The organism is Leptospira interrogans, from assembly GCF_900156205.1.
Taxonomy (GTDB): Bacteria; Spirochaetota; Leptospiria; order Leptospirales; family Leptospiraceae; genus Leptospira; species Leptospira interrogans.
This window is the reverse complement of sequence record NZ_FTNA01000043.1, coordinates 1-26919: the sequence shown is the minus strand read 5'-3', so window position 1 is coordinate 26919 and position 26919 is coordinate 1. Positions and strand designations below refer to the sequence as shown.

Sequence of the window (26919 nt, the reverse complement as noted above, 5' to 3'; positions counted from 1 at the left end):
CTGCTCTCTACGGATCGCAGCGTTAGGGATCGATGCGGAGTCAACAAATTGTTTCAACAGTTAAATTTTGTTTTATTTTTGGTCTTCAATTTGTTGACTAAAGCTGAGAGCCCGGCCTGCTTTATTTTACAGTAAGTTTTTGTTTTATAATCAATTCAAAAGCAGGAAACGCCCTAATCTTTTTTCAAATTCGAAATCATTAGAATTGTTTTCGTAAAAGCAGTTCCGATTTACATTTTGAGTACAATTTTTAAAACTGTCCCTGAATAAAATCTGAAAACTTTCTCTTTAGGGAGTGGAATCATGTCGTATAACGTTAGAGTGGCTATCATTGGTGGAACTGGACTTTATAGCTTGGAAGGAATGGAATTAATCGAAGAAATTTTTCCTGACACTCCTTGGGGTAAACCTTCTGATAAAATTAAGATCGGTAAATACAAAGGAAAATTGATTGCGTTCTTACCTAGGCACGGAATTGGACATTTTCTTTCTCCACCTGAAGTCCCAAATCATGCAAATATATGCGCTCTAAAACAACTCGGCGTTGAAGAAATTGTTGCATTTAGTTCGGTTGGAAGTTTGAGAGAAGAAATCAAACCTCTCGATTTTGTTTTACCGTCTCAGATTATTGATCGTACTCGTTTTAGAAATTCTACTTATTTTGGAAATGGAGTTGTGGCACATGCTCCTTTCGCTGAACCTTTTTCGCCTAACCTAAGTAAAAGAATCGCACAAACTGCTAAAAAAATCGGTTTAGAAATTCATTTGGATAAAACCTTGGTTTGTATGGAAGGCCCTTTGTTTTCTACTAAGGCGGAGTCTCATCTTTATCGTTCTTGGGGTGCTGACATTATCAATATGACTGTTCTTCCGGAAGCAAAACTTGCTCGTGAAGCTGAAATTGCATATCAGATGATTTGTATGTCCACTGATTATGATTGTTGGAGAGAAGGAGAAGAATCCGTCACGGTAGAAATGGTAATTGCAAATTTGACTAAAAATGCAGAGACAGCTAAAAAACTTCTTTCTGAATTGATTCATGTACTTGGAAATGGAGATGATCTAAGTCTGAAAAATAGTACACGTTATTCGATCATTACAGCTCCTGAAAAAAGAAACCCAGAGACGGTAAAAAAACTGAGAGTACTTTTTCCGGAATACTTTTAATCTAAGTTTTAAAATTTCAAAAAACGAATTAATTCTATTGCGGTTCTATACAATAAATTTCTAATCTAATAATTACAAAACGACGATTTTATATAAAAATTTGGTTGGATGATGATTCTTTTTGAATTTTGTAGGGATTTTGGGAAGATGTTTTTTATGAAAGTTGATTTAAATTTGAATATTGAATCTCGGAAAAACTAAAAGTGGTCTCAAAAGACGTAGTTAGTATGAGTTCGGCTAGGAAAGAGTTTTCTAAAAGTATGAGTTCCTACAAATTAGATCGCATTTAGTAATTTGTGAACTTTCGAGCAGTCTAATTTCATTAGGTTTTGTAGTAGTCCTTGCACTTGAATACGGCATATTCAATTATTATAAACTTTTATTTTATAAATTAGTGTAGTTTTTAAGTTTAAGGAATTGATCTGTAAAGTTCAAATTTAGACTTTTTCGGAATTTGGATTTCTTACGCCAAAATCACGTTAAATAATAATCCTTTAGAAATTTCTAATAAATACTAAACTTTCATACAAATCGTCGTATCTGGACGTTTACAAACTTTCCACATTAGAAAAAAAGTATTCTATTATAAAATCTTTGTTAATCTTTAGGTTTTGATATAATTCTAAAACAAGTTCTAATTAACATTTATGTAAGTTATAATTCATCCAGGCTATTTTTCAAAGCGCGGTGGTATTCCGGATAAATAGTAAGATCGTTGTGGGAACCGTTTGAAATCGTAAAAAGAATTACATCTTGATTTTGTTCTTTCAGTTTTTTGAATATGATTTCCGAATTGGAATAGGGAATAATTGGATCTTGTGTTCCGTGAAATATTCTGATTTTAGAACGGATATTTTTTAGTTTAGCCAGATTCTGAAATTGAAATTTTAACATCCAAGCTTGTATAAAGGGATAATAATTTCGTGCTAATGTAAATAGATCTATAAACGGAGTTTCTAAAAATAGATTTAAATCTGGATTTTTAGAAACTAAATCAATTGCTACTCCTGTTCCTATCGATCGGCCATAAATTACAATTTCATTTCTGGGAATTTTAATCTCATTGAGCAAATAACTCAGCCATAATTCTGCGTCCGAATTCATAGATTCTTCGGAAATACTTCCGGAATTTTTTCCATATCCTCTGTAATCCGTAATTAAAAGGTTCCATCCAATTGGAAGAAAGTCTTCGTAAATTCTTCCCCATGTTCTCAAACTTCCAGCGTTCCCATGAAAAAATAGTATCGTTTTTTTAGAAAGGTTATTCTTAGACGGAAAAAAAAGTCCGTAACTCTTTTCTCCATCAGGAGTGGTCAGTTTGATTTCTTTGAATTCATTCGGAAAATGGAATATAAAATTTTCAGAAAGTTTTTCTGGAAAAAAAATCAGCCTTTCTTGATTCCACCAAATTAGAAATAAAATTAAAAAAATAAAAGATAATAAAAATGTAATAATAAAGCTCATGGATCGTTTCATACTAAATCAAGGATTTGAAAGGATTTCTTTTTTCCAAAGTTCTTTTCCATAAACGTCAAAAATCTGTAGAACTAGTTTTCTTTCATTCCGTTTTCCACTTATGGAAATGGTTCCGAAATTCCTTTTATCAACGAGAGTTTTTTCCACACGCAAAGGATTCTTTTCCGAATCTGGAGAATAAGGCTTGGATGTTAGAGGAGAAACTGTAAGATCGTAGATAGATATATCTTTTTCTTTTAGAAAATTCAATTCTGTAAAATGGCGGTCACCCGTTAAGAAAATTATATTTTTAACTTTTAAATCTTGAATTGCGGAAAGTATTTTATTTTTTTCTTCTAGATAAGTTGCGTAATTTTCAAAAATTGGATTCGGATTTAAAAATTGTCCTCCCATAGCTATAAACTTAAAAGTAGCTTTTGAATAAGCCAGTGAATTTACGAGCCACTGAAATTGTTTTTCACCTAAAATTTGTCTCGGGCTTATCATCTTATTGTTGTTAGCTGTTCTAAATGTCCTATTGTCTAAAAGAAAAAATTGAACGTCACCCCATATAAAAGAACCGTAAATACCTTCTTTTGCATAATTTGGATTTCCCCAGTGGAGTTTGAACATTTCTTCGGAAGTTTCTCTCATCCAATAAGAAGAGTCTGCATCGTTTGGACCAAAATCGTGGTCATCCCAAATTGCGTAATGATGAACCGATGCAAAAAGTGGGGCAAGTTCTGGAATTCCCCTTTGTTGTCTGTAACGATGAAAAAACCCAGTTCTTGAATCCCAATCTGGTTCTCTCAAATAAATGTTGTCCCCTAACCAAAGCATAAAATTGGGTTTTTTAGAAAGAATTGAATTAAAAATAAAATATTCTCCTCCATAAGTTTTTCCTGGAACCTCAAATTCTGGTTCGTTTATATAAGAACAACTTCCAAGGGCAAAGGAGAAAGAGGGAGGGTCTTCATTAGAGGCATAGGCGAAAAAAGGTTGGGTTTGAAATACTTGCGAATGTTTTGCTGGAATTTTTTTTCCATCTATAAGTATATTATAATTATATTTTTTACCTGGTTCAACTTGATTTGCAATCAATTTTGCAATAAAACCCTGCTTTGACTTTGTTTGAATTTCTTCGGAAAAAAATTTATTTTTTGAATTTCCAATTTCAGAATATTCTAATTTAACGTTAGACTTTTGATCTGTTTGAACCCAAACCAATACTTCTTTTAAAGTGGAATATCCTAAAATAGGTCCCGAAACGATTTTTGCTGATTCTGCGTTGAGTATATAATTGAAGAATAGAGAGAAAAAATAAAAAATTGTCTTATATTTTGAAATTTGGAATTTCATAAATAAATCTCCTTCTGCTCGTTAGATCGTAAAATTTGCAAAAATCTAAGGACGTATATTAAAAGCGCCTTGGGTTTTCTTTAAAATATTTTCCATAGAAAACGAATTTAAATTTCTGAGAATAACTCAGTTTTGTTTTTAAATCGTTTTACAGGGATGTCATTAGACAAAATAGATTTGTTTCGAGCAAGGGCGGGGACTGGAAGTTTATTTCCATTTTTAGCCGCTCTTTTGATGCCTTTTTTCAATTCGGATTTCATATCATACAAAAAAACTTCAAAATCCACCTGCATCGTATGTCTTGCAGATGTTATATAACGTCTTTTCATTTTGGATTCATATTTTTCAATTGATTGATTCATTTTTTCTTCAGATGGAAATTCATAATTTCCGACTAGATATTCAGAAATCCATTTTCCTTGAAACTCGGATAAAGGAGCAATTGGTCCAAGAGGTTGAAATAACCCTACAAAAAAAAGATTTTTAAATTCTGGTTTTACCATCCTATGAAATAGAGGCAGATGGTTGTCTTTTGCTGAGAGGAAGTTTTCGTCAAAAAACGGAAATTTTACGTCATAACCGGTACAATAAATGATTACGTCTATTTCTTCTTCACTGCCATCTACAAATTTCACCTTATTACCGTTATACGACTCTATATTTGGTTTTGGAATTATATCTCCTCTGCCTAATCGAACGAGAATATCCTGCGAAATTGTAAAGTGAGCAGCTCCTGGTTTATGATCTGGCTTTTGAAGACCGAAATCTTCAACATTTCCTACTCCTAATTTTAATGCAAATTTTATAATAAGACTTTTTAACCAAAATGGAGTATGAACAGGAAAGAGAGTAGCGATTTTATCTAGGGGTTTTCCAAAGAGGTAGTTGGGAATAATATAAGCCCCCCTTCTTGCCGCTAAAAAAACTTTGGATGAAATTCCTGGACGGCAGAGCTCGACTGCAATATCCATAGCGCTGTTTCCCATTCCGAGAATTACAACACGTTTTCCAGTTAATTGGATTGGCTTATTTGGATCTATATACGAATGAGAATGAATGATATCTCCCGTAAATTTTCCCGGAAAATCCGGTTTGGGCCATCTTTGAGACCAGTGATGCCCATTGGATACTATGAGTACATCATAATATTTTTGTTTTCCATCTTGAGTTAATATTGACCATGTTCCGTCTTCTTCATGTTTTACGTGAGTTACTGGAGTTTTAAAAAAAATATGATCTCGAAATCCGAAATGATTAACGTAGTTTATGAAGTATTCTGAGATTTTTTGATGATCGGGATAAGCGGCGTAAGAATTTGGCATAGGATAGTCTTTGTATTGCATTTTATCTTTATGAGTGTTGGTATGCAAAGACTTATAGATGCTACTCATTTTATTATCGTTCTTGAATTTCCAGTTTCCACCGACCTCACTTCCCGCTTCGTAACATTCAAACGGAATTCCTTTATCTTTAAGCGCTTTGCATACAGCGATTCCACTGGGACCTGCACCGATAATACATACGGTAGGTAATAAAGACATTTCTCTCCTAATTCTATAAATGATAAGTAGTTAAGATATATGATAAATGTTTTGAAATTATAATATAGTCAATGAAAAAGTTTCGAGTAAAATATATGACTGTTTATGATTACTTAATACTTGTGGAATTAAGATAAGATTATTATGAATCATCCCTTGGGTAATATTTGCGGAAATTATAATATTTATAAATGCCTGTGGGTTGCTATTCCTGTATAATAAAATATTTTGAATTTTGAGACAGATTAGATTTTGTAAATCTTATGAAGATGATCAAGATTTTTTTTCGTAGGTTTAAAACAAGAAATCATATTAAAAAATTAAAATAGAATAAAATTTTTAAAACAAAATATTATAAAAATATGTTTTATCTGGGTTGGATTATTACTTTAGACTTGATTGAATTTGCAATAAAACAATTTTTATGAGCTTTTTCATGAAGATCAACTAAAGTATCTAAGTCCGGAATTTTATCACCTTCAAAAGTTACTTTAGGATAAAGTTCTATTTTAGTTACGACCATTTTTCCTTCTTCGTTTTTTTCTAAAGTCGCAATTGCGTTATCCTCATAACTGGAAACAATGTGTCTACTTTTTGAAGCAATTGCAAGGAAGGTCAAAAAATGACAACTACATACAGAAGAAGCTAATAATTCTTCTGGATTTGTATGTTCTGCTTTTCCGTAAGTTTCCGGTGTGGATGAACCATGTAACTTTTGACCACCTTCGTACTGAATTGAATGTGTTCTATCAAAGGAATCGTATTTAAAATCTTCGAGTCCTTTTTTCCAAGATAAACTGATTTTATGTTTAGACATTTTGTTTTCCTCATAGCACAATTTGAATACTTGTAAGATTCATAATTATTAATATAACTTTGATGTCCAAAATCTGTTTTTTAAAAATTTATTTCTCTTAAAAAATAAATCTTAGAATTTTTATATTTTTAGCGATTTGAAACTAAATTTACAACATTTAATTTCTATATGAAATCTCTATTTTGCTACCATTATTTAATTAAAAATTCGCTTTATAGAGATTCCTTAAAACAATCGAAGCTTGTTTCATTGGTCAGATTTTTTGCAATTGAATATCGCATTCTTTTTTTCGAAATAAACTTACGGAAGTTTTTAGAAAAAAATAAAAAAATCTGAAAAATTTATGTACTGATAAAGGTTATGATTGTAAAGATATGGAATGAAGATTCAGATCCTATTTGTATAAAAAGGAAATTTTTTTTGTTCACTACAAAAAATAAATTTGATCTTCGTTTTTAATTTTTTATTAAACGGTTTGGAAATGGATTTCGTTTTAGGAGATGTCTGTGTTTTGTATAGAGGTTGTCTTAAAGATGATTCTTAATTTTGTATGTGGGAATTATTAATAATCTATAGTATGTTTCTGAGACAATTGATAGTTGTTTCAGAAATTTTGATAAAATGAATATTTAATGTACTTCTTGCTCTAGGTTTTTAGAAAAACCATTGATTTTTCAAAGTACGTAACACTATTAGTCTATGCCCTTAAAAAAAGAAACAAAAAGAAAAACCGACGAGGAAATCATCGCCTCGGGTCCCACCTATATCAATTGGATTCGGTTTGGGTTGATTTTGCTTTTTTATACTTCAATTTTAATTAACTGGAAACGGACCAACTCAATTCAAAATATTTTATATTTGAGCGGCACGACTGCTATGTTTCTTAATTTTATCTATAGCTTTTATAAAATTCGAAAGACAGGTAGTATATCTCATACTCTCAGTAAAGTATTTCTACTTGTGGATGTTTTAGTCCAGCTTGTGGTTATGATGGGTGCCACTATGGATCATCCCGATTTTACCACTGGTGTGGTAAAAAGTCCTATCTTATACGGGATCAGTTATATGTACATAGTTTCCTCCGGACTTTTGTTGGTTCCTAATTTTGTGCTTTGGATCGGATTTTTGTCTGGGGGAGCACAGGCTTTGGCGATTTTTACTGCGACACGATATGGCTTGATTTTAACGGAACAAAAGAAACTTGCCAATTCGTTGGGGTATGCTTCTGTTTCGGAACAAATTACAAAAATCTTATTCGTATTTGCCTGTGCAGTAATTGTTAGAATCCTTGTAAAACTGTTTATGCGATTGAGAGAAAATTCTAGGTATAGACAAGAAGCATTAGAAGAATCTCATAAACTAATTGCTCAAAGAAGTTCTAAGATGAAAGAATCCGCGCAATATCTGAAAGATTCCTCTAAAAATTTAAAGAGTTTTATGGATGATCTTTCTGTTTTAGTTTCTACACAAGCTTCTTCTTTTGAAGAAATCAGCTCCACAGTGGAACAATTTCAATCTCAAACTGAGAATTCTTCGTATAACGTAAAAAATCAGTTTAGAAATATTGAAAGTTTAATTCTTCATAGTAATAATTTAAAATCGATTATAGAAAAAATTTCTAACTTCAACCAAACCTTGGACCAAAGTATGGATAAAGTTCGTAAGTCTGGGACAATGGTCACTAAGTTTGTGGAAGAGTTGTCAGGTTCTCTTTCTTCTTTGGGAGATTCTTTTAGAAGTGTGGGAGAAGTGAATCGAATTATGTCCGAGGTTGCGGATAGGACTAATTTACTTTCTTTGAATGCGTCTATTGAAGCGGCTAGAGCCGGAGAAGCTGGTAGAGGTTTTGCGGTTGTTGCACAAGAAGTTTCTAAACTTGCGGAAAGTAGTGCTGGAAATGCGGATTTAATTTCAAAAATTATTCGGGACTCTTCTAACCATGTGCAAATGGGTCGGGAGTCTGCTGAAACTACTGCAGGTCACGTGAAAGAACAAGATACTCTAATTCAAGATTTGTTTGTTCGATTTGATGAGTTTTCAAATTTATTCTACGAACAAAGGAAAATTAATTCCGAATTTTTTTCTACCTTAGATCGTTTGCGTTCTTTATCTTCGGAGATCGAACTTGCTTCCTCTGAACAAAAAATGGGATTACAAGGAATTGTAGAAGCGATTTCCTTACTTCAAAATTCTATGGAATCTTTGGTTACAAAAAGTGAAAACTTAAGCGTGGTCGTCAGAGAATTAGAAACACAATCAGATACGCTTATCCTTGCAGAAACAAACACCTAACGGTGAAAAGGTGTTATATATTTTTTAAAATAGCTTCTGTAAAAAATTTTAATTCTATGATGGTTGTATAGTAGTGATTTTATGGAGAATTTGATTTTGTTGATTCATGTCGATTATTGATCCTATTGAAATACCGTAAGTATTTTTCTATATAACCTCACTCATGAATGTAAATTGATAAGCCAGGGCCTTCCCGGAAAAAATTATACATTAAGAACAAATTAGAATTGTTGAAAAATTCCATAGCGATTGGTTAACAAAACTGCTTCAATCAATTATTTCATAAAATAGAAACAAGATGGAGAATTAATTTTTCAACAATTCTATTTATAAAATTCTAAAGGAACCAAATTGGATAAATCTGGTTTTGCCACCATTATCAAAATTGAAAGCCTATTTTAACGCGAGCTTGACTGAGAAGAATTTTCTAAAAGTATGAGTTCCCACATTTTAGAAATAAATCTGCAAAGTTCAAATTTTTTCAGAAAAATGAATTATGACATTTCTTATGCTGAGTTCACGTTAAAGAGCTACCAGAAAGTTCGCAATTATTGACACGGTTTCTGTGGGAACTCCAGCATTTATTAGAAACTTTTAAAGAATTATCGTTTTATTCCTTTAGAAGTATTGAAGCAAGTTACTATTTTCAACAAAACTAAGTATCATAAGTTTTTATCGCAAAATCCTATTTGAGTGCAATATTGGTACTTTATTATATAGTTGTTCCTGAAAAAGTGCAAAAAAGCGAATTGCGAAAATGAGGATAAAAAAGCTCAAACGAGTTTACTCAAATTATAGGCAGCGGTGGATAAGATCGCAATTGATATGATCCTTTCTTGCCTTTGAGAAAATTCTGAGTATTTTATGATCGTGTTTGAGATAAGAAATGATTGCTTAAAATTTGCAAAGTTCAAATTACAAAGCACCTGGTGAACTTTTCCAGGGTTATTTCAGTTGTCATTCTATCCTTTTTCAAATGTTTAGTAAAAAGGAAACATTCGAGGAAAGAGAAAATGGCAAATATCTATTACGACTCCGATTGTGATTTAAACTCGCTAAAAGGTAAAACCATCGCAGTAATCGGTTATGGAAGCCAGGGACATGCCCAGGCTCAAAATATGAAAGATTCCGGACTGAAAGTAATTATTGGTTTAAAAGAAGGATCTAAATCCATTCAAGACGCAAAGAATGCTGGTTTTGAAGTGTATAGCGTTTCAGAAGCATCACAGAAAGCGGACATCATACAAATTCTAGCGCCCGATACGATTCAAGCGGATCTTTATAAAAAAGATATTGAACCGAATCTTAAAAAAGGAGATGCGCTCGTTTTTTCTCATGGGTTTAACATTCATTACGATTTTATAAAACCTCCAAAAGAAGTAGATGTGTATATGGTTGCTCCTAAAGGCCCAGGCCATCTAGTTCGTAGAGTTTATACGGAAGGAGGGGGAGTTCCCTGTTTGATTGCGATCTATCAAGATTCATCCGGCGAAGCAAAAAAAAGAGCGCTTGCTCACGCAGCTGGAGTCGGTGGAGGTCGTGCTGGAATTTTGGAAACTTCTTTCCGTGAGGAAACCGAAACGGATCTTTTTGGAGAACAAGTCGTTCTTTGCGGGGGGCTCTCCAATTTAATCATGGCTGGTTTTGAAACCTTGACCGAAGCAGGATATGATCCTGAAATCGCGTATTTTGAATGCCTTCACGAAGTGAAGCTGATTACAGATCTAATTTACGAAGGTGGATTGGCAAGAATGAGATTTTCCATCTCTGATACTGCGGAATACGGAGATTATGTAAGTGGTCCTCGTGTGATCGATCCAGGCGTAAAACAGAGAATGAAAGAAGTTCTCAACGATATTCAAAAAGATAAAGGGGCAAAATTTGCCACCAACTGGATGGCCGAAACGAAGGCGGGCTATCCGAACTTTAAGAATATGAGAGACAAAAATGCATCTCATCCGATCGAGTCTGTAGGTAAAAAATTAAGAAGTATGATGAAATGGTTATCTAAGTAAACTGATTCCAATTTTAAATCTTCTTTGAATCAACAAGACCCGGCGGATTTCTAAGTCTTCCGGGTTTTTTATTTTTTCTCGATTCAGCGATTGAAATGGAAAAAGTTTTAATGAACGTGAATTCAGTATAAAGAATTCATGGTTCATTTTCTAAAAAAAGTTGTGATTTCGATTCCTAAAATGTGGGCACTCATACTTTTAGAAAATTCTTTCTCGTTTTCTTACGTGGAGTCCACGTTAATTAACGTGAGTTCGGTGTAAGATTCGTTTTATAAAATCAAATACAGTTTTGAATTCCGTAAATTATTATGATATGGAAACACAAATTAGAGGTTACGCCGAGAAGAGCGATGATCTCACAGCAAACTGTCTTATAAAAGCATTTGCGAAGAAAGTGCGAAAGTAAAAACGTTAGGATTTAAATTCTATGATATCATTTATGAATTATCGTAAAGTATATCCTTTTCGGTTCTAATTCGGCCAAATAAATTTTGGATAATTCTTTCTTAAATTTAAGAGTCTCGATTCTTAACTTAAAAAAATAATGACAAAAGGATTTCTTTTGTTACCTTGATTCCATTCTAAATGAATCCTTAGGAGGCCAGGTTTGAAATCCAAGTTATCGGCAATCGTCATCTGTTCGATTTTATTTTTTGCAACGGATGCGTTTGCACAAAAGAGATACGGACTTATTTTCGGAACTAACTATACGGGTAATAAGGCCGGAATTCCAGAACTCAATCTTTGTGAAGCAGATGCAAGTTATCTGAATGATGAAATTCGAAAAGTGGGAAACTTCGACGAAGTTAAAATCGTTCTCGGAAAAGAAGTTACAAAAGATAACATAGAAAAAGAAATTAAGGCCTTAGCAAAAAAAGCGGGTGATAACGATACCGTTCTGCTTTATTTTTCCGGACACGGTGCTTTTCAAAGAGACGCTTCTGCAAAAAATGGGATGAGAAATCTTATTATTTGTTATGACAGACCTCACCTTCCGGATGATGAACTGAATAAATACTTAGAAAAAATAAAATCTCCTAAGACAGTGTTTATCTTCGATTGTTGTTTTTCTGGCGGGATCGCTAAAAAAGGAAAATCAACTCGAGGTTCTGCTGATGTTCCGATTCCCGAAGGAAGTAACGGGACTGTAAAACAAGACGCAGAAGATTTTTTCTTTCAAGATAAAGCGATCATTTCTTCTGCAGACGATAACCAAACTGCGATTGAAGTTGGTGGAAGTATCAATCACGGGATTTTTACTTATAACTTTGGTAGGGCACTTGGTTCTGCAGATTTAAATAAAGATAACGTAGTTACGGCTCTGGAAGCATTTTTCAAATCAAAAGAAGAAACCGTTCAGATGGCAAAGAAATTCCAGCATGAACAAGTGCCTCAAATTTCAGGAAATGCTTCCGGTATTTTTCTTTCGGGCAAAAAAAATCCGGAACCTCCTAAACCAGTGGATCCTCCAAAACCTCCTGCTCCTTCTGCAGAACCTGAACCAGACCCAGTCAAACCAGATCCTTCGCAGCCGGTGGTAACTCCGGAAGAACCTCCTGTGGTTCCTACAAATGAAAGAGGGGATTTAGTTTTAAAAACAACGATTATTCAGGATCGTGCTTACGGTCTTTCGGATCTTCCTCCCGATATTTTAATTTTCGCTAAAAAGAAAAGAAAAGGGAATCGAAACGTTAAGGTTTATATAGACGATCAAGAATTTTCTTCTACTGTAACCGCTACTTCTTCTAATTTTTGGGGCGCTGTTAAAAGACAAGGGCAGTTGATTCCTGGTAATATCTACACGATCACGCTGAGCAAGGTTCCGGCCGGAGTTCATAAAATTACGATTAAGGCGGACGATTATCCAGAAATTCAAGAAACGTTTGCGGTTCTTCCAAATAAGAAAAACGAACTTCCAATCAATGTTTCTATGAGTGGTTTTGGAGCTATTCAAGGAAAAGTTTTTTACAAAACCTTAGATAATCCTGTAAGCAATCAGCCGATTTTTATGCCTACGATTTCGAGCGTTACTGGAATTCAAAAATTGAATACAGACAGTGAAGGAAATTTCTGGTTCACAAATCTCAAGCCAGGAGATTATGAAATCAAGGCTTCTTTTGCAGAGGATTTGAATCTCAACAATTCAATGATCAACGTAAGAGAAGGGGACGTAACTAAGGTGGACGTCATTTTGAATGTAAAGATGCCTTCCACTAAAACGAAATACTAAAGTATTGGTATTTCGTTTTTAAGTGAAATGAAAAAGCCCGCCAACACAGCGGGCTTTTTGTTTTAAAATTTATTTTTAAAAATTTAACTTTTTATAATAGAGTTGTCAAAAAATTAATTCTTGATCTGTTTCCGTTGTATTGAAATGGACAATGGAAGCAATTTTGCGAATCTTCACTACGGAATTTCTCAACAACTCTAATGTATGTTTAGTCTTTCAAAAAGTTTTTCCATTCGTTGGATCTAAATCTACGTTTGCGTATTTCTTTTAATTTTTTCATCTGATTTGCGTTGAGAAGATTCCCTGCCTTTAGACCGGCTTCTGGAAGAATGGTGTTGTTGATTAGGTTTGCTACCGTTTTGTCGATTGAAAGAAAGGAACTTTTTAGATCCGGGTCCATTTCTGGATAAAACATATGCGCCTCCGTGCGACTTTCTGGTTTGGATTAAGTTTTGTTTTTTATTAGGAATCCAGCCTGTTCTCATCCTTGAGAAAGCAATTGACCCCCAGAACTATCTATCGAAGAAATTGGAAAATCCTTGAGTATTTTTTTTCTTGTACTAATTTTCTCAAAACTATAAAATTGCAAAAAAATGCAGATCCGAATGATTAATAATACGGGTAGAAGGACTGGAAGATTCGTTACTTATGAATACGGCACGGATTTATTCGGTTATGTATACGTGGATAAGATCAAAGGTAAGGATCGGGGTAAATTGGTTTCACGTTGGGTAATGCCGGACCTAGGATCATTAGTTCGTTTGTTGGATTTTGAAATTTATAAACGAGAGAATGAACACTACGAAAATATAAGTTCCGTTATTGGATGACTTCTTTTACTCGGATCGATCGGCTTAAACGCAGAGCTGAAAAGTTAAATAAACTTCACGATAAAATTTCCGTTCTTCTTTCTAGGCTTTCGTTATTTCGTCTTATTTTTTTTTCCGTCTTTTTACTTTGGATTTCTATTTTCTACTATTTACATTCTTCAATTTTTTATCATCTTCCTTCTCTGGTTTTTCTTTTTCTTTTTTTCTTTTTTGTTCGAAGATATAAAAAAACTCTTTTAACTCGGAAAAAAATTCAACTTTGGATTTTCGTTTTGGAGAGGGAATCCGCAAGAATTTCAATCAAAGGTTTTGGTAAAAAATTTGGAACTCAAATCGTTTTAGAAAAAGTTTCTCCTTTAGCCAGAGATTTGGATCTATTTCGAGAAAACGGTTTATTTTCCTGGTTAGATACTACCTTTACCTCCAATGCCGAACAAAAGTTGATTGCTCTTTTAGATTTGGAAGATTCTTCTTCATATAATAATAGAGAGAATGTGCTTTTACGCCAGTCTATTGTTCGATCGATTTCTGAAAAAACATTAGCAATTCCTAAAATACTTAGACTCGCCTCTTATCTAAAAGAAAATCAGGACGTTTTTCAAGCTCGTACTAAAACCGAAACAAAGTCGATCCGGGATGAAAATACATCCAAATTTTGGGAAAGTTACCCTTGGTTGAAAAAGATATATAGACCGATTACGATTTTGGTGCTTGCATTCATTCCTGCAAACGTGTTTTTGGGAGTTCCTTTCCTGCTTCCGTTTTGTTTTTAAATTTGATCCTATTTGGATTGTACCGTTCTCGTTCTTTGGATATTTTTAGACAGTATTACTCTATTTCCGGAAGTATTTCAGGACTTCAGAAAATTCTAATATATTTAAAGGGATTGAAAATTAAAGATAAAAACGGTAGATTTCTTTTAGAGGATACTTCCAAGGATGAATTAAGATCTGCTTATAAGGATTTGGATCTGATTTTAAAACGTGTTTCTCTAACTGAAGCTCCTCTCTTACACCTGATCTTAAATAATTTGTTTCTTTACGATCTTTGGGTTTTACAGAAAATTTCGAAATGGAAAGAAAAACATTCTGTACTGTTGGAAAAATCGATCGAGGATCTGACCTTATTCGATTCTCTATTTTCCTTTGCGAATTTGAAATGGATGTTTCCCGATTATTGTTTTCCGGAAATTCTTTCTGAAAATTCTAAAGAAGGAATTTCAGGTAAGGGTCTTTTTCATCCTTTGATTCCTTCTGACTCCAGAGTTTCTAATCCATTAGATTTTATTGAAGAACAAAATGTAGTTCTGATTACGGGTTCGAATATGTCTGGAAAAACCACTTATCTACGTACGATCGGTGTAGCTTCTATTCTTTCTATGGCGGGTGGTCCGGTTCCCGCGTCCAAATTTTCATTACCTGTTTTAAAAATTCATACGAGTATGAGAAATGAAGATAACTTAGAAGAAGGAATTTCTTTCTTTTATGCAGAAGTGAGAAGACTTTCTGAAATTGTAAAAAAAATCAGGGATAAAAATTCATCTCATCTTGTTTTACTCGATGAGATTTTAAAAGGAACTAATACAAGAGAGCGTTCTCTTGCTTGTAAGGGAATTTTAAAAGAGCTCAAAAAAAATCGTACAATCGTTTTTGTAACGAGTCATGATCTTGAACTTGCGAAAGTGGAAGGTGTTATCTTAAAACATTTTCAAGAGGAAGTTTTAGATGGAACCATGTATTTCGATTATAAAATCCGAGAAGGACTAGTAGAAACTAGCAATGCTCTTCGTATTTTAGTTCAAGAAGGATTGGATCTAGATTTCACGTAAAAAATTTGATACTGCCAATGATGATCGCGTAATATTTCAATTCCTGTAGTATTTCCACTACAACCACTTTATATTGGTTATACCAAATTCACGACCTTAAATAATATGGGTATTGGTTTGTCATTGGGTTGGGTTCGAATTTTAGTTCTCTCGAAATGAGATTTTGTCTCCTGTCAATTTTCCAGATCATTTTGTAAGTCCAATGAAAACTAGGAACTCCTTGGTTCAAAGTTTTCACAAAAAAATTCTCCTCTTCACCAAGCTCCTCCAACCAGAGCATATAATTAAAAAGATAACACCTTGAAACCCCATGAGCCGCGGCCAACACACCCAAAGTCGCCCAAACCCCAGTATGAACCCGAACGCTAAACTTCTTCATCTTACCAACGTCCCTATTGTATTTGATTTTACCTGCCTTATAATGAAGACGCTTCATCGAAGCAATCTGTTTAGAATATTTTCTCAGTAAAATGGGAAGTTTACCCCGAAGTGCTTTTCTTTCTTGAAAGTTCAGACAATTCCAATAATTATTCGGAACCAAAAGGGAGTCCGTTCCAATGGAACCTTCAACCAAAGCAGACTCAATTTTTTGACCGTCATCAAATAAGAGAATATCCATACCAGAAACGGTTCTTCGAACATTCTAAACGGAATGATTTATAGAAAAAATTTTTTGAAAGAAAACAAAAAATCGAATATGAATTTGGTATTTCCTGTTGTAATTTAACGTGAGTTTGGTGGTAAGGAACACAATTCGATTTTATAGGTAATAAAATTGAATCTTCTAAAAAACTATAAATGTGAAAATTCTAAGAGCTTACCCCAAAACCTCAAAGAATTTTACAAGATAGCTCTTTAGAAGTTTTTAATAAAATGCAGTAGTTCCTACAAATTAGGTTGCTTGGTAATTTACGAACTTTCGAGTAGTTTTAATCTCGTTAAATTTTAGTAGTAGTTCCCACGTTTTTCAAGCCCAGAAGGGGCGCCATTTTGTCTAAGTTAATTTTTTCCTAAAAGAACAATCCCAGCTAAAATAGAAAGAGCGCCTAACGATGCCACTACGGCAGGTATCAAAAAGAAATAGATAAATCCAGTGATACCAAAACAGGAAATACAAAATAAAGTCGGAATCAAAAGTTTCCGCACGGCCTGAGGATTCGATTCCGAAAAATTGGATAAAATCCAAAGAAGTACGGTCAATGAAATTAATACGATACTCAAATTCAAACTCATTCCGGTATAAAATTGATCATATGTTTTTGTAACTCCTTCCATAGGAATTTTAGTTTGTTGCATTATAGAAATTGTACTTAAGGCTTGAGGATCAGAAGTTTCGTATCTTGTAAAATGACCGAATGAATGACCCAAAGTAAAAACGAGCATCAAGGCCGATGCAATCCGAATGAATAATTTTGCTTTCATAAAATTTCCTGCGGTTTTTTAGATTATTTCTTTTTTTTATCTTCTTTAGATGAAAATAAACCTTTTAGTCCTTCCCAAGCATCTCTAACGTATTCCGATACGACCGAACCAGCGATTCCTCCTCCGTATGGTCCACCTGCGAAAGTAAAAAACGGAGCAAGAATTGTACTTCCCGCAAAAACTGAACCCAACCAGATCGGATCTATATAAGGAATCGATTGTTTAAAAACTCCTTTGTAAATGATAGGAATTTTTAAAACCCTACCAACTATATTTCCACCAAGTCTTAAATTGATAAGTACATCTATATTTTTTTCAAAACTGATATTTCCTTTTCCATCTGCTTCTAAACCCTTGCCCTGCAGTTTTAGATTCTGAAAGTGAAGGTGATTATTTTCGATTGTAAAATCCGATTTTAAAGAAGAAAATTCTACTTTTCTACCATCGATTCCGTTAAATGAGATGATCTTTCCAAGAGTGTTTAAAACCGGAATCATGAAATTTGCATAACCGAGTAATTCTCCATTGAGAACTTGAAGATTTCCAGAACCTTCCATATTTCTGAAAAACTCGGTAGTAAAATCGGAAGAACGGTTATGTACTTCCGTAACGAAGTTGAACCTACTAAACATATCTCCATTGATGATTGGATCGTTTACGTAAGGCATTAGAATTCGATCGGATTGAATTCTATAAGCTTCACCTTGCACTTCGAACTTGGATTTGAAAGGGTCAATTTTAGATTTTCCTAATATTTCTCCGTTGTATATATAGGCATGAAAACTAGGTATGTGAATCCAAGGATAGCTATATTTCAATTCTGCTTTTAAAACTGGGATTCTATGTTTCAATGCGTATACGTTTTTGAGGTCTACACTGAAATAAAAAACTCCATTAGGTCTATTTGGGTCGTCAAATTTTTTAGTGAACTCAAAAAGTTTTCCTAATCGAAGTGCGCTGTGATAATCTAAATAATTTGCCGTGACTTGAAAGGAAACGTTCGTTTTGTAATTCCATAAAACCGTTCCTTTTGCATTTCCTTCCGCAATTCCAGGCCAAAGAATTGAGATGTAAGGAAATTCCAGTTTTTTATTTGGAAGATCCAATCTGAATTCCATATTTACTTTAATGTCTCCGAACGGATTCCCTCCTTTGTAAGCAAAATTTTTTGCTTGTGCAATAACGTTAAAGTTAATCGATCGATTAGGAACTTTATCGATTTTGATTGTTCCATTTAGGATTGTCTTTGAAAAATCGGCGTTTGGAAAAATTGTCAATAAATCCCTAAAAATCGAAAGAGAACATTTATCTAAACTAATCGTAGATTGAAATTTAGAATTTTCGTAAGTTGTAGGAAACTCGTCTAAGTTAGTACTTCCATAAATTTGAAAACTCTGACCATCCAATTTACCTTGTAAGGTTAGAACAAAATTGTTTCCGTAAAAAGAAATGTTCAATGCAGAATTTGAAAGATAAATTTCATACGTTTTTCGATGAGTATCGTCTTGATAGTGAATGTAAAAATTTTCAATCTCAACGTTTTTTAATCCAACTTTAAAAATTTCTTTGGGGCTGATAAACGAAGAACTTTCGACAGTGGAAGAGGGATCAAAAATTCTGATCGTATGATTATGGTTTGAGTTTTCGGAATCTTCTGTATCTTGCTGAAAGAACTCAATTAGATCCACAGAGCCGTCTTTGTTTTTATGAAGATTGATTTTTCCACCTGAAATATAAACGTCTCTGATTTCTACTTTCTGACCTAACAAACCAAACCAAGAAATGTCTACCTTAATACGATCGCTGATCCCAATGACCAATTCCTCTTTACGAATCTGAACTTCTTTCAATTCGATTCCTGGAAACGGAAACAGAACTAAATCTGAAGAACCTACTTTGACTTCTAAACCTGTCTTTTGCTCGATTGCAGTGAGAATGAAATCTTTGTAAAAGTCCTCACGAATTAGAAGAGGAACTAACGTGAAGGATATAACCGCAATAATTTGAATCAAAATTATTGCAAGAAATCTAATTCGATAAGTATATAAGAATTCTTGAATTCGTTTGAAAAATTTCATCAAATCTAATCTATTGGAAAATGGCACAATACTTTTTGACCATTTCTAATTTCTTTCCAAACTGGAACCTCAGATTTACATAAATCCCGAGCGATTGGACACCGAGTATGGAAATGGCAACCCGTAGGTTTATTGACTATACTTGGAATTTCTCCTTTGAGAGGAATTCTATTTTTTTTTCGATCATATACGTCAAACGTAGATTGAAAAAGTGCCTTTGTATAAGGATGTGCGGGAGAAGATATGATGTTTTTTGTATTACCGAGTTCGACTATTTTTCCCAAATACATAACCGCAATCCTATCTGAAATTGATTTTACCACACCTAAATCGTGAGAAATGAATAAATAGGAAAGGCCGAATTCGTTTTTTAATTCGACTAAAAGTTTTAATACTTGTGTACCTGTAGAAACGTCTAAAGCAGAAACCGATTCGTCACAAATGACAAACTTAGGTTTTAAAACGAGGGCACGTGCGATCGCGATTCTTTGTCTTTGTCCTCCTGAAAATTCGTGTGGAAATCTAGAAAGAATATCGGAGGATAAATTCACTTTTTCTAAAATTTTTTTGATCTTAGTTTCTGCTTCTTCTCTGGATGTTTTTTCGTGAATCTCTAAACCTTCCATTAGAATTTCTGCAATCGTCATTCTAGGATTAAGAGATGAATAAGGGTCTTGAAATATAATCTGAATATTTTTTCTAAAAGGAAAAAATTCGGAGGAAGATAAGGAAGTGATTTCCTTACTTTCAAAATAAATCGATCCAAATTCTGGTTTTAATAATTTTACAAGACCTCTTCCTAACGTGGATTTGCCGCAACCAGATTCTCCTACGAGCCCTATAATTTCGTTTTTTCCGATTTCAAGATTAACGCCGTCTACTGCTACGATTCGACTTTTTTTTAAACCGAAGCCAGACTTTGTATAATAACTGATTGTAAGATTTTCAATTCGAATCATGAACTTTTATCCGGGTCTTTTGCCAGAAAACAAGCCGAAAGATGTGGTTTTAGATCGGATTGTAGTATGGGAAATAAGTCAGGTTTACTTTCTTTGCACGAATCGATTGCTATTTGGCAACGAGTGGAATAATGACATCCTAAGGGATATTGATTCGGAGAAGGAACAATTCCCTGAATTGGTTGTAGATCTTCTACAGACTTTGCAAGAGATGGAATTGATTTTAGTAGATCTTTCGTATAAGGATGATTAGGTGAATCAATGACTGAATCCGTGTCTCCGATTTCAGCGATTCTTCCCGCATACATTACTACGATTCTGTCTGCGATCGTTCCTACAAGCCCGAAGTCATGTGAGATAAATAGTATAGACATGCGATTTTGTTTTTGAAGATTTAAAAGAAGTTCAACCAGTTGTGCCTGGATGGTTACGTCGATTGCACTCGTGGGCTCGTCCGCAATTAGAAGAGACGGATCACACATAAGCGCCATAGCAATGCTGATTCTTTGTAAGATTCCACCGCTCATCTGATTTGGGTAAGAACCTAATCTTTGTTGAATATCCGTAATTCCAACTGAGGCGAGTAGAAACTCGGCTTTTTCAATAGCTTCTTTTCGATTTTGCGAAACGTGCATCAGATATGCTTCGATCATCTGATCTTGGATTTTTAGTAAAGGATTGAGAGCGGCAAAAGGTTCTTGAAAGATGTACGCGATTTCTTTTCCTCTGAGTTTTCTTAATTCTTCCGAAGAAAGTTTTAAAAGATCTTTTCCTTGATATAAAATTTCTCCGGACTTTACTTTAGAAATATTAGAAGGAACTAATTTAGTTAGTGCAAGTGAAGTGAGAGATTTACCACAACCGGATTCCCCAATCAAAGATAAAATTTCTCCAGATTTTACTTCGAAATTTAAATTTTGTAATACGGGAAGCCATTGATTTTCGGAAAGAAGATCGAGTGAAAAATTTTTAACTTGGAGAAGAGAAGAAACGGTCATTTATACACTGCCTTTTCTCTAGAATCGAAGGAATCTCGTAAACCTTCTCCGATAAACGAAGTCAGTAATATTGTTAGAAAAAGCGCCGTAGACGGAAATGTAATCAACCACCAAGCGCTAAGACGTTCTCTTCCTTGCCCTATCATTTCACCCCAAGACGGATTTGGAGCGGGGATTCCATAGCCAAGGAAGTCTAACGCGCTTAAAATAGAAATGGAGCCTATTAAAGTGAAAGGTAAAAATGTAACTAATGGTGTGATTGCGTTTGGGAGAATATGTCGAAGCATAATTCGAAACGAACCAACTCCTAGTGCTTTTGCAGAATCCACATACGTCAATTGTTTGAGTTTGTAAAATTCCCCTCTCATGTAATACGAAATTCCAATCCAACTGAGCGCGCCATAAGTGATTAGAAGAACCGTAAATCCTCTTCCGAAAAACGCTCCTACAATCAAGATTAAATATAAAAAAGGAATTGCAGAAAGAATTTCGATAATTCTCTGCATTAGAATGTCAGTTTTTCCTCCGAAATATCCTTGTATTCCTCCGATCAAAGTGCCCATTGATAGTTCAAGAAACACTAATATAAGTCCAAAACTCAAAGCGTTTCTATAAGCATAAAAAATTCTAGTAAAAACGTCCCTTCCTCGATCGTCGGTTCCAAGCCAGTGTTTACGGTTTGGAGAAGATGGAGGTGTTTCTCCTTCTTCTAAACTTTCCAAATTGTCTTCATTATAACCGTACGGAATCGGAGCGAAAATAATCCAATTGGAACTGGATTTAAAATCTTCCCTTTTAGAAAGTTTTTTATAGTTTGGTGAGGTTAGATTTTCTCCTCCAAATGTTGTTTCGGGGTAAAAAGAAAAAATAGGAAAATATAATTTGTTTTGATAACTTACGATCAAAGGTTGGTTGGTGGTTATGAGTGGCGCAAATAAAGAAATTATATAAGAAATTATTAATATGTTTAAAGAATACCAAGCTCTTTTGTTTGTTCTAAATTTTTGGAATCTTTTTTTTAAAATCGGACTTAATATCATTCGAACTGAATCCTCGGATCTATGAGTACATAACAAAAGTCTGATAGAATGTTTCCGACTAAAGAAAGAAGGCTTTGTACAAATAAAAGCCCCATCATCAAATCCGTATCCCTTTCGGTAACTGCTTGAAAACTTAAAAGTCCCATTCCGTCTATATTAAATACGAGCTCTATAACCAAAGATCCCGCAAAAATCAAACTGAGGTTGTTTCCAAAACCTGTCGCGATAGGAATTAAAGAATTACGAAGTGCGTGTTTAAAGATGGCTTCTTGAAAACTAAAACCTTTGGAAAGAGCCGTACGAACATATTCTTTCGAAATTTGATCTAAAAGTGAGTTTTTCATAAGCAAGGTGAGAACTGCAAACGAACCGGAAACGTAACAGATTACTGGAAGAAACATGTGTTCGATTCGATCGATTACTTTTTCCCAAGAAGATAGAGATTCATATTCGTCCGAAACCTCGTGACCTAAAGGAAAGATAGATAATAGTTCACCCGAAGCGAATGTATAAAGAAGTAGAACCGAAAGTGCAAATACCGGAATTGAATACGTGATTAAAATGATTCCGCTGGATGTTATGTCGAAACGTTCTCCGTTTCGAAGTGCTTTAGTAATTCCTAAAGGGATACAAATCAGATATGAAAGTAAAAATCCAGAAAGACCGAACGTGAGAGATACCGGAAGTTTTTCCAAGATCAGTTCGGATACCGGTCGAGTATGAAGTCTGGATTCTCCCAAATTGAAAGTCAAAATTTCTTTGAGCCAATAAAGATAAGCGATTCCAACTGGTTTATCTAAATGTAATCTTTTTTTAATTATATTTATTTCTTCTTCTGAAATTGTTTTAGCGCTTCCTCCTTGAGAACTTGCATAACCTCTGATTTTTGCGATTTCGGTTTCAAGTGGACCACCTGGCGCAAAATGAGAAATTAAAAAGACGATAAAAGTCATTCCCAATAGTGTAGGAATGATTAGAAGGAATCGTTTAAGGAAATATTTTTTCATTATTTTATTTCCAGGAAAACAGTTTTAAGAAATCGGATCCTAAGACAAAGCCTTTTTCAAAAAAGAATCTTAATTGTTAAGAGAATTCAATCGATTTGTTTTCAATTTAAATTTCTGCTTCCTTTTAATTCTAAATAACCGATGCCTTGAACTGGCTTTCCTGCGCGAGTGCCTTTGACTTTTACTGCACCTTCCCAGTAACTAAAACCAGTAGTAAAACGCGAATCAAATTCTTGATCTTCAAAAAAAGGTTCGATCATAAGATAAAGCTCTGAATCTTTTTGAGAAGTAACATGAGTGGAAAGATTCCACATAAGTGGATATTTTTGGTTTGTTCTTGGACTGGTCCAAAAGGAAGAATTAGGAACGAGTCGAATTTCGCCTTCTTGTTCAAAGTAAATTTTTTTTCCGGAACTAAAACGAATGGTGCCAAAACTTTCAGAGTTTGAATGTATTGTTTTTCTAAAGTTAAAAGCCATAATGTCGCTTCCGTCTTCGAGTTGAATGCAAACCCAATCCCAAGAGTTGGATGGATGAGAAAGAGTCGTTTTTAGATTCGAATAAAAAGGGGTACTCCATTCATGATCCATCCAAGAATTTCCGCTTTCGATTTGAATTTTCTTTCCGTTTAAAGTCAGTTCTCCCCGAGTGGAAAGACGTGGAATGCTATAATAGTAAGAATAAAAATTCGGATCGGTTCTACTTTTGACTGATTTACCTTTGTTGCCGTGTAAAAGTATTTCAGAATTATCTCCGTTTAAGATTAGATCTAAAGAAAGTTCTGGAGAATGTTTTGGTTTTGCAATTAGGTGAAATTTTGAGTTACTTTCAATTTTAAGAATAAAGTCTCCGCTGAAAATTTGTTTCGAATCATAACCAGCCATTCCACCTAATCTGCGTTCTACGGTTTGTGAGATCGTATGTGTTTTATTTTCCAAATCAGAGATTGCAAAGTGAACTGGAAAGGCTTCCCTATTTTTGCCGAAAATTCCTTTAAAAAAACTGAGTTCGTAACCGTATTGTTTTCCTTCTGCGGATCGAAGAATACCAACGAAATAGCACCATTCTACTTTGTAATGAGGGTGAAAGGAATGATCTTTTGGAAAAACGAAAGGATGATTCTCGGCTCCAACGGAGAAAAAGACCGAAAGTAAAAAATAAATTCCAATCGAATACTTGTACTTAACTGAAAATAAATTATAGTGATTTTTTTGGAAAGTCATGAGATTTTTCGATAATGTACATTTTTATAATTTGTTTCTTTTAATCCTTTTTTTATTTTAGTTCGTTATTTTAGGAATCTATTTTATATAAACTTTATTTGAAATTTTTATCTTTTTGTCGTATCAAAAATTTTTTAACTTAGGATTCAAACGTAAGACTAATAGAATTGTTGAAAAATTAATTCTCTATCGGTTTTCGTTGTATGGAAACGGTCGATTGAAGCGTTTTGTTAATTGTTACTATGGAATTTTTCAACAACTCTAATCATTTCGATCTGCAAAAACGTTTAGATCTTTGGATTTGATTAAAATTCTTGGATTAACTTTTGATTCTCCTACTTGACTCGTTCCGAGAAATTTTCCGGAAGCTCTAATTGTACTTTTATTGAGTCCGGGCGAAACTCTTGTTTCTATCTTTACATTTATAAAATTGGTTTTACTTTTTTTGATCATTCCCTGGATTTTATTTCGTTTTAACAAAGATTAGGTACTTTATTAGAATTGTTGAAAAATTACTTCTCCATCTGTTTCTATTTTATGGAAACCGGCAATTGAAGCAGTTTTGTTAATCGTCACTATGGAATTTTTCAACAACCTTATTATATAGTTCTAAGTAGTTTTCGATTTGCGCTGAAATTATAAGAGTAAGATTAGTTTTATTTAGAACTTGTCGCAAATCCTAAACACCAGCCTTTAAGGAGGTGTTTGCTGGGTTTTTCGAATGACTTATGAGATTGAGTTTCACAAAAATCGGGGAACTACTACGAAAATTTAACAAAGATTAGAACTGCTCGAAAGTTCGTAAATTGCCAAGCAAACTAATTTGTAGGAACTACTGCATTTTATTAAAAATTTCTAAAGAACTATCGTGTAAAATTCTTTGAGATTTTTGAACAAGCTCTTACTCTAAATTTATGATGATTTAATTTTTTAGAATATTGAGCTATACGTATATATTATTTTCTTAGAATAATTTATCCCAAATATAAATCCCCGCAAAAAATTCCATACCAGCAGCGAGTATGATATGTGCATAAAGCCCGCCTCGAATTGAATGAGTTCTAAGACTCAAAGCACCCATCAATAGACCACCAAAAAAAGAACTTAAAATTTCTCCCCTTGGTTTTTGAAAATGTACCATACCATAAATTAAAGCAGCCATTCCAACTGCGTGATAACGACCTACCACTTTCAAATACCGAATCAGGAATTTCCTAAAAAAGAATTCTGTAAAATAAAAAGTATAAAGATATACGATTTCAAAAACGAGAGTAGTGATCCAAGTCGCATGATATAGGAGCCGTTCGTCTGTAGTTGGAGCTCTCGGATAAAACTCTTTGAAACCTGGAATAAAAGAACCAATCGCAGAAATGATCAATGCTAGAATTAAAATCGGATAATAAGAAGGATTTTTCTTTTTTTCAAACGGAACAGGATTTGTTTTGTATCTGTAAAAATCGTATAACAACGGAAAAACTAATAAAGGTAGAGTGTGGGTAAATTGTTTTACAACTTTCCAGGACCAAAAAATCCATTCTTTAGGAAGATAGGATAAAAATCTTTCATAAGGAAAACTTGATAGATTGAGAACAATCAAACTAATCCAGAAAACGAAAAAAAATCCTATGATCTTTGCGTTACGAAATCGGATTTTCCTGCTTTTAGGAAGGTGAAGATAGAAAGATAACATTAATATTCCATATAATACTAATGTACTTATTGTTTTTATCCAGAAGTTTTTTGAAGTGATAAGCGGAAATCCAAATTCCTCGTTTAAGAATAATACTAAAAAAGCGCTTCCATAAAAACCGAATAATAAAATGTAAATTTTTGAATTCTTTCTAAAAAATCCTTTTAGGATAGATACAATTTCCATGGTCTGATTTCAGATTTATAACAAATACTTTTCAACTATTTTTGTTTTGGAGTTAGAAAAATTCAAAATGTTGAACATACTTGTGTTTTAGTTTTTCGTTATATATTGATTGTTTTGATTACTAAGGTAATTAACAATTCGTGTCTCTATTTAAAAATAATCGTTTTATATAATAAATTATTAATACATTAATTGATTTCGAATTTTTACAATTTGTATTGGAAGTTTATTACTACTCGAACACATAAAGCAGTATTATTTTTATGCGTTTGAGTAGTTAATTCAAGTGTAAACTTTTTTAATTTTTTATATTTAAAAAATTTTTATAAAATCCCAAAGAAAGTATAAAATCGTAGTTTTGTGATCATGATAGGAAATAGAGTTGTTGAAAAATAAATTTTCCATCCGTTTCTGTTGCATTGAAATGGACAATTGAAGTAATTTTGTTGATCCCCATTATGACCTAGTAACATAAAAGTAGACACCTTTTTTTCCAAGAATAGAGGTAAAAGGTGAGAATGAAAGGAAGAAGAAAATATTCGCCGGAGTTTCGGGAACAAGCGGTAAACCGGACGTTAAACGGATCGTTTACAATAAAAGAAGTAGCAGAGTCCTTAGGAGTTAGCTACTTTGTATTGAGACAATGGAAGGCCGAGCATTTGAAAAAGAAGGAAACAGAGCAACCACTTCCGGATAAACAGCTAAAGGAAAGCGAAGAGTTGAAAAGACTTCGTAAAGAGAATCTGAGATTAAAGGATGAGAACGCGATCTTAAAAAAGTTT

The 26919-nt window shown here is 33.7% G+C and carries 20 protein-coding genes and 2 pseudogenes; 8 read left to right on the top strand and 14 right to left on the bottom strand.

All coding sequences use genetic code 11. The features are described from left to right. The first annotated feature begins 303 nt into the window (after nt 1–303). The gene (gene mtnP, locus BW942_RS19960; RefSeq protein ID WP_000121286.1) at nt 304–1167 is read left to right on the top strand and encodes an S-methyl-5'-thioadenosine phosphorylase; all 864 of its coding nucleotides are present in this window, start codon (nt 304–306) and stop codon (nt 1165–1167) included. 654 nt (nt 1168–1821) lie between these two features. Here mtnP and BW942_RS19955 read toward each other — a convergent pair. The 4 genes from BW942_RS19955 to BW942_RS19940 form a co-directional block, all read right to left on the bottom strand. Beyond that, nucleotides 1822–2643 (bottom strand): alpha/beta hydrolase, encoded by an 822-nt coding sequence (locus tag BW942_RS19955; RefSeq protein ID WP_000830855.1) that lies wholly within the window; start codon nt 2641–2643, stop codon nt 1822–1824. A gap of 6 nt (nt 2644–2649) precedes the next feature. Continuing rightward, nucleotides 2650–3981, bottom strand: a complete 1332-nt coding sequence (locus BW942_RS19950; protein ID WP_000671777.1) for an alkaline phosphatase D family protein — start codon at nt 3979–3981, stop codon at nt 2650–2652. Between the two features lie 107 nt (nt 3982–4088). Then, nucleotides 4089–5522: a flavin-containing monooxygenase gene (locus tag BW942_RS19945; RefSeq protein WP_000055098.1), complete on the bottom strand. Its 1434-nt coding sequence runs from the start codon at nt 5520–5522 to the stop codon at nt 4089–4091. A gap of 367 nt (nt 5523–5889) precedes the next feature. Then, nucleotides 5890–6339: an OsmC family protein gene (locus BW942_RS19940; protein ID WP_000033739.1), complete on the bottom strand. Its 450-nt coding sequence runs from the start codon at nt 6337–6339 to the stop codon at nt 5890–5892. 699 nt (nt 6340–7038) lie between these two features. Between BW942_RS19940 and BW942_RS19935 the strand changes: the two genes are divergently transcribed. The 3 genes from BW942_RS19935 to BW942_RS19925 all read left to right on the top strand — a co-directional run bounded on the left by BW942_RS19935 (nt 7039) and on the right by BW942_RS19925 (nt 12876). Next, a complete protein-coding gene (locus BW942_RS19935) occupies nt 7039–8631 on the top strand; it encodes a methyl-accepting chemotaxis protein (RefSeq protein WP_001128566.1) in 1593 nt (530 codons plus the stop codon). Between the two features lie 1013 nt (nt 8632–9644). Further along, on the top strand, nt 9645–10646 hold the full coding sequence (ilvC, locus tag BW942_RS19930; protein ID WP_001284348.1) for a ketol-acid reductoisomerase: 1002 nt from the start codon (nt 9645–9647) through the stop codon (nt 10644–10646). A gap of 607 nt (nt 10647–11253) precedes the next feature. Then, complete coding sequence (locus BW942_RS19925) at nt 11254–12876, top strand: caspase family protein (RefSeq protein WP_000837582.1); 1623 nt, start codon at nt 11254–11256, stop codon at nt 12874–12876. 208 nt (nt 12877–13084) lie between these two features. Here the strand turns inward: BW942_RS19925 and BW942_RS19920 are convergent, their stop codons facing one another. After that, nucleotides 13085–13291 (bottom strand): hypothetical protein, encoded by a 207-nt coding sequence (locus tag BW942_RS19920; protein WP_000499820.1) that lies wholly within the window; start codon nt 13289–13291, stop codon nt 13085–13087. Between the two features lie 178 nt (nt 13292–13469). Here BW942_RS19920 and BW942_RS19915 point away from each other — a divergent pair, with 178 nt between their 5' ends. Both BW942_RS19915 and BW942_RS21280 read left to right on the top strand, forming a co-directional pair. Then, nucleotides 13470–13706 carry a hypothetical protein gene (locus BW942_RS19915; protein ID WP_001167091.1) on the top strand — a complete coding sequence of 79 codons (237 nt, stop codon included), beginning with the start codon at nt 13470–13472 and terminating at the stop codon, nt 13704–13706. Then, nucleotides 13703–15534 (top strand): annotated as a pseudogene (locus BW942_RS21280) (MutS family DNA mismatch repair protein). The gene BW942_RS19915 and the pseudogene BW942_RS21280 overlap by 4 nt, the downstream one beginning before the upstream one ends. Nucleotides 15535–15622: 88 nt before the next feature. Here BW942_RS21280 and BW942_RS19900 read toward each other — a convergent pair. The 8 genes from BW942_RS19900 to BW942_RS19865 all read right to left on the bottom strand — a co-directional run bounded on the left by BW942_RS19900 (nt 15623) and on the right by BW942_RS19865 (nt 24261). After that, entirely contained in the window at nt 15623–16153 is a 531-nt protein-coding gene (locus tag BW942_RS19900; RefSeq protein ID WP_000353566.1) for a DUF1564 domain-containing protein, read from the bottom strand. Between the two features lie 380 nt (nt 16154–16533). After that, the gene (locus tag BW942_RS19895; protein ID WP_000644923.1) at nt 16534–16956 is read right to left on the bottom strand and encodes an LIC_13387 family protein; all 423 of its coding nucleotides are present in this window, start codon (nt 16954–16956) and stop codon (nt 16534–16536) included. A 23-nt stretch (nt 16957–16979) separates the two neighbouring features. Next, nucleotides 16980–19061: an AsmA family protein gene (locus BW942_RS19890; protein ID WP_001116782.1), complete on the bottom strand. Its 2082-nt coding sequence runs from the start codon at nt 19059–19061 to the stop codon at nt 16980–16982. Continuing rightward, the gene (locus tag BW942_RS19885) at nt 19040–19993 is read right to left on the bottom strand and encodes an ABC transporter ATP-binding protein (RefSeq protein WP_000619175.1); all 954 of its coding nucleotides are present in this window, start codon (nt 19991–19993) and stop codon (nt 19040–19042) included. The genes BW942_RS19890 and BW942_RS19885 overlap by 22 nt, the downstream gene beginning before the upstream one ends. Then, the gene (locus BW942_RS19880) at nt 19990–20991 is read right to left on the bottom strand and encodes an ABC transporter ATP-binding protein (protein ID WP_000218838.1); all 1002 of its coding nucleotides are present in this window, start codon (nt 20989–20991) and stop codon (nt 19990–19992) included. Before BW942_RS19880 ends, BW942_RS19885 begins: the two co-directional genes overlap by 4 nt. Next, the gene (locus BW942_RS19875; protein WP_000603891.1) at nt 20988–22031 is read right to left on the bottom strand and encodes an ABC transporter permease; all 1044 of its coding nucleotides are present in this window, start codon (nt 22029–22031) and stop codon (nt 20988–20990) included. The genes BW942_RS19880 and BW942_RS19875 overlap by 4 nt, the downstream gene beginning before the upstream one ends. Then, on the bottom strand, nt 22028–23038 hold the full coding sequence (locus tag BW942_RS19870) for an ABC transporter permease subunit (RefSeq protein WP_000759810.1): 1011 nt from the start codon (nt 23036–23038) through the stop codon (nt 22028–22030). The genes BW942_RS19875 and BW942_RS19870 overlap by 4 nt, the downstream gene beginning before the upstream one ends. Before the next feature lie 101 nt (nt 23039–23139). Further along, nucleotides 23140–24261 (bottom strand): lipocalin-like domain-containing protein, encoded by a 1122-nt coding sequence (locus tag BW942_RS19865; protein WP_000143898.1) that lies wholly within the window; start codon nt 24259–24261, stop codon nt 23140–23142. Between BW942_RS19865 and BW942_RS22290 the strand changes: the two are divergent. Further along, a pseudogene (locus BW942_RS22290) lies at nt 24260–24742 on the top strand (hypothetical protein); the annotation flags it as partial. The gene BW942_RS19865 and the pseudogene BW942_RS22290 sit on opposite strands and share 2 nt — an antisense overlap. Nucleotides 24743–25225: 483 nt before the next feature. Here the strand turns inward: BW942_RS22290 and BW942_RS19855 are convergent. Beyond that, nucleotides 25226–26137: a CPBP family glutamic-type intramembrane protease gene (locus BW942_RS19855; RefSeq protein ID WP_000407109.1), complete on the bottom strand. Its 912-nt coding sequence runs from the start codon at nt 26135–26137 to the stop codon at nt 25226–25228. 518 nt (nt 26138–26655) lie between these two features. Here BW942_RS19855 and BW942_RS19850 point away from each other — a divergent pair. Next, nucleotides 26656–26919 (top strand): transposase (locus tag BW942_RS19850; RefSeq protein WP_139325933.1); only part of this gene is annotated, 264 nt, incomplete at its 3' end.

What these genes read in the sequence shown, in the direction of transcription:
- mtnP (WP_000121286.1), top strand. Translation starts at nt 304, where the DNA reads ATGTCGTATAACGTTAGAGTGGCTATCATTGGTGGAACTGGACTTTAT.
- BW942_RS19955 (WP_000830855.1), bottom strand. Translation starts at nt 2,643, where the DNA reads ATGAAACGATCCATGAGCTTTATTATTACATTTTTATTATCTTTTATT.
- BW942_RS19950 (WP_000671777.1), bottom strand. Translation starts at nt 3,981, where the DNA reads ATGAAATTCCAAATTTCAAAATATAAGACAATTTTTTATTTTTTCTCT.
- BW942_RS19945 (WP_000055098.1), bottom strand. Translation starts at nt 5,522, where the DNA reads ATGTCTTTATTACCTACCGTATGTATTATCGGTGCAGGTCCCAGTGGA.
- BW942_RS19940 (WP_000033739.1), bottom strand. Translation starts at nt 6,339, where the DNA reads ATGTCTAAACATAAAATCAGTTTATCTTGGAAAAAAGGACTCGAAGAT.
- BW942_RS19935 (WP_001128566.1), top strand. Translation starts at nt 7,039, where the DNA reads ATGCCCTTAAAAAAAGAAACAAAAAGAAAAACCGACGAGGAAATCATC.
- ilvC (WP_001284348.1), top strand. Translation starts at nt 9,645, where the DNA reads ATGGCAAATATCTATTACGACTCCGATTGTGATTTAAACTCGCTAAAA.
- BW942_RS19920 (WP_000499820.1), bottom strand. Translation starts at nt 13,291, where the DNA reads ATGTTTTATCCAGAAATGGACCCGGATCTAAAAAGTTCCTTTCTTTCA.
- BW942_RS19915 (WP_001167091.1), top strand. Translation starts at nt 13,470, where the DNA reads ATGCAGATCCGAATGATTAATAATACGGGTAGAAGGACTGGAAGATTC.
- BW942_RS19900 (WP_000353566.1), bottom strand. Translation starts at nt 16,153, where the DNA reads ATGGATATTCTCTTATTTGATGACGGTCAAAAAATTGAGTCTGCTTTG.
- BW942_RS19895 (WP_000644923.1), bottom strand. Translation starts at nt 16,956, where the DNA reads ATGAAAGCAAAATTATTCATTCGGATTGCATCGGCCTTGATGCTCGTT.
- BW942_RS19885 (WP_000619175.1), bottom strand. Translation starts at nt 19,993, where the DNA reads ATGATTCGAATTGAAAATCTTACAATCAGTTATTATACAAAGTCTGGC.
- BW942_RS19880 (WP_000218838.1), bottom strand. Translation starts at nt 20,991, where the DNA reads ATGACCGTTTCTTCTCTTCTCCAAGTTAAAAATTTTTCACTCGATCTT.
- BW942_RS19875 (WP_000603891.1), bottom strand. Translation starts at nt 22,031, where the DNA reads ATGATATTAAGTCCGATTTTAAAAAAAAGATTCCAAAAATTTAGAACA.
- BW942_RS19870 (WP_000759810.1), bottom strand. Translation starts at nt 23,038, where the DNA reads ATGAAAAAATATTTCCTTAAACGATTCCTTCTAATCATTCCTACACTA.
- BW942_RS19865 (WP_000143898.1), bottom strand. Translation starts at nt 24,261, where the DNA reads ATGACTTTCCAAAAAAATCACTATAATTTATTTTCAGTTAAGTACAAG.
- BW942_RS19855 (WP_000407109.1), bottom strand. Translation starts at nt 26,137, where the DNA reads ATGGAAATTGTATCTATCCTAAAAGGATTTTTTAGAAAGAATTCAAAA.